This window comes from Saccharopolyspora rectivirgula DSM 43747, assembly GCF_000497205.1.
Classification (GTDB): Bacteria; Actinomycetota; Actinomycetes; order Mycobacteriales; family Pseudonocardiaceae; genus Saccharopolyspora; species Saccharopolyspora rectivirgula.
Map to the genome: position 1 here is coordinate 1 of NZ_AYJW01000103.1, position 6664 is coordinate 6664.

Consider the following 6664-nt stretch of genomic DNA (forward strand, 5'->3'; position numbering starts at 1 on the left):
AGCAGCCACGCACCTTCGAACCCGGTGGGGTCGGGAGCGCCGGCCGGTGGGGTGGCCAGGTGCCTTCCTTGCGCGACAAGGAAATCACCAGCATCGACCAGTACCAGCGGGTGTTCGCCCGCTATCTGCGCCAGCGCTTCGCCGAGGAGCCGAGCGGGGACCTCCGAGCGGCGGTCGCAGCAGCGGCGGTGGTGGCCGCGCACAACCACGTGCTCCGGCAGTGGTTGAAGAGCGGTGGGCGAGCGAATGCGCGCCAGATGTTGCGGGATGCGTTGCGCATGGTGCGCCGAGCTCTGTCGGCTTCCTGGCAGTCGGCGGAGGAGGGTGACAACGCGGTGGTGGCGGTGGTGCGCACCGCTGCTCCTGCGGAGACGGTGCTCAAGCACATCCAGCAGGCACTGCGCGACGCTCCGCTGTGACTTCTCGACACTCGGTGCCGAGCTCGTGCTCGTCCAAATATTTTTATCACTTCTATTGTTTCAGTTTTGACCGAAATTAGTGCAAGGGCACCCCGAACCGCCCAGCAGGGAGGAACGGATTCCCCGCCGAGCTGCGCACCGGGCACATGGCGAGGTCGAAGCTGCTGTCACCTGGTGGAACACCGGGCGCGCGGGGAAGCGAGGTGTCGAGGGACTGCGGGGGCCCGTGCCTCTCCGTCTCGCGGTGCTGGCGCCTTCCAGACCTGGCCGGGTGCCGGGAGAGCGCTACGGGACGAGCACGATCTTGCCGATGTGGGTGCGCTGGGCGAACTCGTGTTGTGCGGCGCGGATTTCGGACAGCGGGTAGCGCGCGGCCACTCGTGGGTCGAGGTTGCCGTTGCGAGCTGCGTCGGCGAGTCGGGCGAAGTGGTTCGGCGTGTGCATCGCCGACCCGATCAGCGCGAGGTTGTGCAGGTACAGGCGCCGCAGGTCGAAGTCCACCACGGGGCCGCCGACAGCGCCGGCGATCACCCATCTCCCGCCATCGCGCAGCAACGGCAAGATCTGATTCATGGCGGAGCCGCCGACCACGTCGGCCACCACGTCGAGTCCGCGGGGCGCGGCCCGGTGGATGGCGGCGAGGGGGTCGGTCGCATCGCGGTGCACGACCACGTGCGCTCCGGCCTGGGCGACGTGCTCGCCTTTGCTCCGGGTGGTCGTGGCGATCACGTGGCCGCCGCGCGCGGCGGCCAGCTGCACCAGGGCCAGGCCGACGCCGCCGGAGGCTCCGGTGATCAGCACGGTCTCCTCTGCGGTCAGGTGGGCGCGTTCGAGCATTCCCATGGCGGTGCCGTAAGCGATCGGCAGGCAGGCCAGTTGCTGGTCGGAGAGCGGCGATCCGGTCATGTCGTGCACTCGTACTGCTGCTGCGACGACGTACTGGGCGAAGCCGCCGTCGGCCTCGCTGCCCAGCAAACCGACCGGATTGGCGTCGTCGGTGTCGGCGTCGTACAACGCGGGGTCGACCAGGACTCGGGTGCCGCGCAATTCGGGATCGACGGCTTCGCCGGTTTCGACGACGACACCAGCGATGTCGCCGCCTTGGATGCGGGGGAATTCGAGCTCGCCCCGCCAACCGGCCGGTGCCGCGGGGTCGTCGGGCAGTCCGTAAGCGCCTTGCCTGGTCCAGAGGTCGGTGTTGTTCACCGCTGCTGCGCTGACTCGGACCAGCGCTTGGCCGCGACCGGGGGAGGGCACGCGGACGTCGTCCCGCACCTGCAGCTTCTCGGGTCCCCCGAAGCCGGTCAGCACTGCTGCTGTCATGGATGTGGGCACGGTCTTCACCTCCCGTGCCGTTGGGGCTGGATGCCGTGGTCCAGGTGGTGGCCGGTGGGCTGCTGACCCTGCCTGGACCACGCGTTCAGCGCTGGAGCGGGTGTGATCCGCTCGTGCGTCGTGGAGCGGCAGCCGTTTTGCGGGGTGCCGCTGGCAGCGCCTCGTGCGAGCCGTGCCGGGGGAGCAAGGGGTTTGGCACTGCGGGCGCTGCGTTCAGTCGTAGCCGCGGATCACGTGGCTTTCGTCGAATTCGTCGAACTCGTCGGGGAGAGGTGTCGGGGTGGTGGTGGATGAGCTCCGCTGGGGTTCAGCGGATTGCTGGTCGGGCAGCTGCGAACGCTGCTCCGGCACGGCGATTTCTGTCTCGGACACCGTCATCGTGCGACTCCTTCGTGTAGGCGGGGTGTTGCTTGATAGTGCGTCGTAGTACGCGGGGATGCAGGCATGCCGCAGCTGGTACTCGCTGGTATCGCCTGAAGGGAGGAGAAATTTACATCAATAACTTCTATTTCTTCAGTGTTAAATGAAATAAATATTTACCACGAAGAACATCCCGAAACGGGGATCACACCGGCAAAAGACGCGCCCCAAGCCTTTCACCGCAGTACTCGCCGTGTTCCACCGCGGTCTTGCCGCCCAGGCAAACCCATTCGATGCCGCTCGGAGGTCGCATCGGATCCTGGTAGTCGCCGCGGTCGGCAATTCGTTCCGCGGAGAAGGCGACGAGGTCTGCGCGGTGGCCTGGCAGCACTTTGCCGCGGTCGGGGATGCCGAAGCGTTCAGCGGGCAGCGCGGTGATCCGGCGGATGGCCTCGCCCAGCGGGAGGATGGTGCGGTCCCTGCTGTAGCGGGCGATCAGCCGGGGGAAAGTGCTGGTCAGTCGCGGGTGGGGTTTCCCTCCGGTGCCGAGCGGGAGCCCGTCCGAACCGACCATGGTGCACGGGTCGGCGAGGGCCGTTTCCAGATCGGTTTCGTCCATGCAGAAGTGGATCATCGACACCTGGAGTCGCTCGCTGATCAGGATTTCGACCAGGACATCGACCGGTTTGCGACCTTGTGCGGCGGCTATTTCGGCGATCGACTGCCCTTCGTGGTGGTGGCTGGCCGTGCTGGCGATGTGGACGTTGTGCCAGAGCGAGTCGTCGTCCAGCTCGGCCTGCAGGCGGTGCGTGGTGTCCGGGGAGCGCAACCGCTCGATCACTTCGCTCGTTTGGCCGGCGAGCAGTTCGTCGGGCAGGAGTGAGGCCAGCATCGTGGACGACGCCGTGTAGGGGTAGACGTCCTGTGTGACGAGGTGTCCGGCTTCGCGGGCTTGGCGGAGCCGCTCGATCGCGCGCGGCATGCTGCCCCAGTTGCGGTGGTGGGCGGCTTTCAAGTGGGAGATGTGGGTGCTGCCGGCGATCGCGCCGATGGTGAGGGCCTCTTCGATGGAGTCCAGCAGCTCGTCCGATTCGTTGCGCATGTGCGTCACGTAGTGGCCGTGGCCGCCGAGGACTTCGGCCAGCGCGCAGAGCTCTTCGGTGCGGGCGAACGTTGCCGGGGCGTACGCCAAGCCGGTGGACAGTCCGAACACCCCGGCTTCCAGGGCTTGTTCCAGGGCGTTTTGCATGGCCCGCAGTGCGGTGGCGTCCGGGGTGGCCTTGCTCGTTCCCATGGCCGCGATGCGGAGGGTGCTGTGGCCGACGAGCGGGCAGTAGTTGGTGACGTAACCGCGCTGGTCGGTCACTTCGAAGAGGTCGCGGAAGGAGGACCAGGTGAGTTCCTGAGGTGGGAACAGCCTCTGCAGGAAGTCGGTCAGCTCTGCGCTGTGGTGGGGGTTGTGCGGGGCCAGGCTGAATCCGCAGTTGCCGACCACTTCTGTGGTGACGCCTTGGCTGATCTTGGTGGTGTCGTGGTGGAGGAGGAGTGGGGAGTTGTCGGCGTGGGAGTGCACGTCGATGAACCCGGGGGCCAGGACCAGGCCGGTGAGGTCTCGGGTGGGCAGGGAGGTCGGCAGGGTTCCCGGGGGTTCGACGGCGGTGATGTCGCCGTTTTCGATGAGCACGTCCGCGGGGCGGGGTGGGGCTCCGGTGCCGTCGACGAGTTGGGCTCCGGTCAGCAGCAGTGGTTGGCTCACGGCGTGCTCCCGCGCGGTTGGTGCCTGGCGTGTGGTGGTGTTCGTGCAGGCTAGTGGTGTTGTGCCGCCGGCGGGGCTGGCGCGCGGGAGTCTTCCCCCCGTTGGGGCGAGCGGGGCTGGTGTCACCGCTGCGGTGCTGGTGGTGGGCGGTGGCTTGATCGGCTGGGTCAGTGGATGGGGGGTGGGCCGGGGGTGTTGCGTTTCCGGCGGAGCCACACCTTGCGGCTGCCGTCGGCGTACAGCAGCACTCGGGAGAGTTCCCAACCAGCGAATTCGGCGTGGATGCTGAGTTGGATCGCTGCGCTCAACCGGCTGATGCCGGGTGGGAGGCGCAGCGGTTGGTACTCCCAGTCGTCGTTGGACTTGTCCCCTTCGGTTTTGGTCTTCATTCGGTGATCACCTGCAATCCGTCGCCGTTGGCGGAGGCGATGTAGACGTGGCCGGTGGTGGGGTCTACGGCGATTGAGTTGGGCTGGCTGACCGTCGGGTGTCGCAGGCGTTCTTGTGGTTCTCCGCCGGCGACGTCGTAGGCGATGACTTCGTTGGTTTCCGTCAGTGTGACCCATGCGAGGTCGCGTGTGGAGTCGTAGGCGATGGCGTAGGGGTGACCGGGGGTGGGGTAGCGCTGCTTCATGATGAACGGGTCGGTGGAGAAGGCGAAGAATTCTCCTTTTCGGGTGTCGAGGGCCAGGATGCGGTCGTAGCGGTCGGTGACGGCGTTGGTGGCTCCTTGGCCGACTCGCAGCCCGGGGCCTTTTTCCCCGGTGGCCGGGTCGATGGGGACCAGCGATGTGGTGAGCCGGTCGAGCACGTAGATCTGGTTTCCGCTGGCCAGCAGTTGGGCGGGGCCTTCGAAGTTGTCCGCGGTGGTGGTGGGTTTTCCGGCCTGGAGGACGACGACGCTCTTGTGGTCGCGCAGGGCCACGGCGAGGCGCTCGTCGTCCAGGGGGATGGCGTGGACGGGGCCTCCGTCGACGTGGGTGCTCCGGGTTTGCGCGGTGCGCAGGTCGATGTGGATGACCTGGTTCTGCTCGGGGAGGGCGGCCAGGGCGTGTCCGTTTTGGGTGTGCAGGCCGGCGGGTTGGCCGGGTAGCTGGACGGTGCGCTGGTGGTTGGTGCGCGGGTCGAGCAGGGTCAGTGTTGAGTCGCTGGCCAGGACGAGGGTGTTGGTGCTGGGGTCGTACTGGGTGAGTTGGACGGGTGGGCTGGGCCGCACGGTGCCGGCGGGTTGGGTGGTGGTGGGTGGGGAGCTGGCTGGGGTGGCGGCGGTGAGTTCGTCGGTGACTTGCAGCGGGTCGCTGGCCCTGTCCGTTCCGCAGCTGGTGAGCACGAGGGCGGCCAGGCAGGTGATGACCAGACGACGCAACGGGGCCTCCTTTTGCTGCTGTACCTGGCTCCAGGATCCCTGATCGGGGTGACTGCTTTGCCGGGGGTTGGGTGTGGTGTTGGTGACCGCGGGTTCAGTTCGGTGAAATGTGCCGGCAATCTGCTGTTCTTGTGTCGTGTATCACACGGTTGTGTGACGTAGCGATGTCTGTTACGCAGTGTGTTCGACCGGTTGTTGACCTGCGCTGATGGCGGATTCCCTCCCTGGAATGGGCGCTCGGGGGAATGCTGCAAGATTTGTGCCCAGGGGGAGACAAGAAACCGGGCAATTCCGGTCGGTAGCTGTTTCTCGACATTTGTGGAGCGTGTTCGTTGTCGTGGTTGCAGGCCATGGTGTTGGCCGTGGTCCAAGGACTGACCGAGTTCTTGCCGATCTCGTCATCGGGGCACCTGCGGATCGTTTCGGAGTTGTTCTTCGGGACCGACGCGGGTGCTTCGTTCACGGCGGTCACTCAGATCGGTACTGAGCTGGCGGTGGTCATCTACTTCGCGAAAGACATCGGTCGGTTGATCGCGGTGTGGTTTCGCGGCCTGGCCAACGCCGAGGTTCGCCGGACATTTGACTACAAGCTCGCGTGGTACGTGATCGTGGGCAGCATTCCGATCGGTGTTTTGGGATTGCTGTTCCAGGACTACATTCGTTCGACGTTCCGGAGCTTGTGGGTTGTCGGCACGACGCTGATTGTGTTCGGCATTCTGCTGGGCCTGGCTGAGCGGTTCGGCCGCCAGCGTCGCGGTCAGGATCAGCTGACGATGCGCGATGGCGTGTTGATGGGTTTTGCGCAGTCGCTCGCGTTGATTCCTGGCGTGTCGCGTTCAGGTGGCACGATCACCGCTGGTCTGGCTTTGGGGCTGCAGCGACCGACCGCGGTGCGGTTCTCCTTCTTGTTGGCGATTCCGGCGGTGTTCGCCGCGGGGTTGTCGGAGATTCCGCACGTGTTCGAGCCGAGCCCGTACGGGTTGGAGCCGTCTGTGGCGCAGATGGTGGTGGCCACGCTCGTCTCGGGCCTGGTTGGCTACGCGGTGATTGCTTGGTTGCTGCGTTATGTCGAGCGGCACAGCGTGTACTTGTTCGTCTGGTACCGGATCGTGCTCGGTCTGGCGGTGTACGCGCTGTTGGGTTTCGGTGTGCTGCAGCCGTAGGCTGTGGTGTTCGTGGCGGCCCGGCCGGGTGTTCCGGTCGGGCCGCTTTTTCGTTGCGCACCCTGGGGTGGGTGCGGGTGGGGTGGGGCGCCTAGGCTCGGCGGGGTGGCCACTCTGATTCTGTTGCGGCATGCGAAATCGGCGGCGAATGGTTCCGGCACGCTGGCGGGGCGTTCCCCTGGCGTGGGGTTGGACGGCACGGGGCAGGAGCAAGCTGCTGGGGTGGCGCAGCGGCTGGCTGGTGTTCCGGTGCAGCAGGTGGTGG

At 66.4% G+C, this 6664-nt stretch carries 8 protein-coding genes; 3 read left to right on the plus strand and 5 right to left on the minus strand.

What is annotated here, in order from left to right; translation table 11 throughout:
• The coding region (locus SREC43747_RS0118505) for an acyl-CoA-like ligand-binding transcription factor (protein WP_438646496.1) at window positions 1–419 on the plus strand (419 nt) is incomplete at its 5' end.
• Between the two features lie 285 nt (window positions 420–704).
• Here the strand turns inward: SREC43747_RS0118505 and SREC43747_RS0118510 are convergent.
• From SREC43747_RS0118510 to SREC43747_RS0118530, 5 genes are all read right to left on the minus strand, one after another.
• Entirely contained in the window at window positions 705–1754 is a 1050-nt protein-coding gene (locus tag SREC43747_RS0118510; RefSeq protein ID WP_236623272.1) for a zinc-binding dehydrogenase, read from the minus strand.
• 213 nt (window positions 1755–1967) lie between these two features.
• A complete protein-coding gene (locus SREC43747_RS21435) occupies window positions 1968–2126 on the minus strand; it encodes a hypothetical protein (RefSeq protein WP_160173030.1) in 159 nt (52 codons plus the stop codon).
• A 193-nt stretch (window positions 2127–2319) separates the two neighbouring features.
• Window positions 2320–3870 carry an N-acyl-D-amino-acid deacylase family protein gene (locus SREC43747_RS0118520; protein WP_029722879.1) on the minus strand — a complete coding sequence of 517 codons (1551 nt, stop codon included), beginning with the start codon at window positions 3868–3870 and terminating at the stop codon, window positions 2320–2322.
• A 167-nt stretch (window positions 3871–4037) separates the two neighbouring features.
• A complete protein-coding gene (locus SREC43747_RS0118525; RefSeq protein WP_029722880.1) occupies window positions 4038–4259 on the minus strand; it encodes a DUF5703 family protein in 222 nt (73 codons plus the stop codon).
• Window positions 4256–5236, minus strand: coding sequence for a YncE family protein (locus tag SREC43747_RS0118530; protein ID WP_029722882.1), 981 nt, complete (start codon window positions 5234–5236; stop codon window positions 4256–4258). The genes SREC43747_RS0118525 and SREC43747_RS0118530 overlap by 4 nt, the downstream gene beginning before the upstream one ends.
• A gap of 332 nt (window positions 5237–5568) precedes the next feature.
• On the opposite strand from SREC43747_RS0118530, the gene SREC43747_RS0118535 reads away from it, so the two are divergent.
• Together SREC43747_RS0118535 and SREC43747_RS20785 are read left to right on the plus strand one after the other, a co-directional pair.
• Window positions 5569–6399, plus strand: a complete 831-nt coding sequence (locus SREC43747_RS0118535) for an undecaprenyl-diphosphate phosphatase (RefSeq protein WP_029722884.1) — start codon at window positions 5569–5571, stop codon at window positions 6397–6399.
• Between the two features lie 105 nt (window positions 6400–6504).
• On the plus strand, window positions 6505–6664 hold a 160-nt coding region (locus SREC43747_RS20785; protein ID WP_201768732.1), incomplete at its 3' end, for a histidine phosphatase family protein.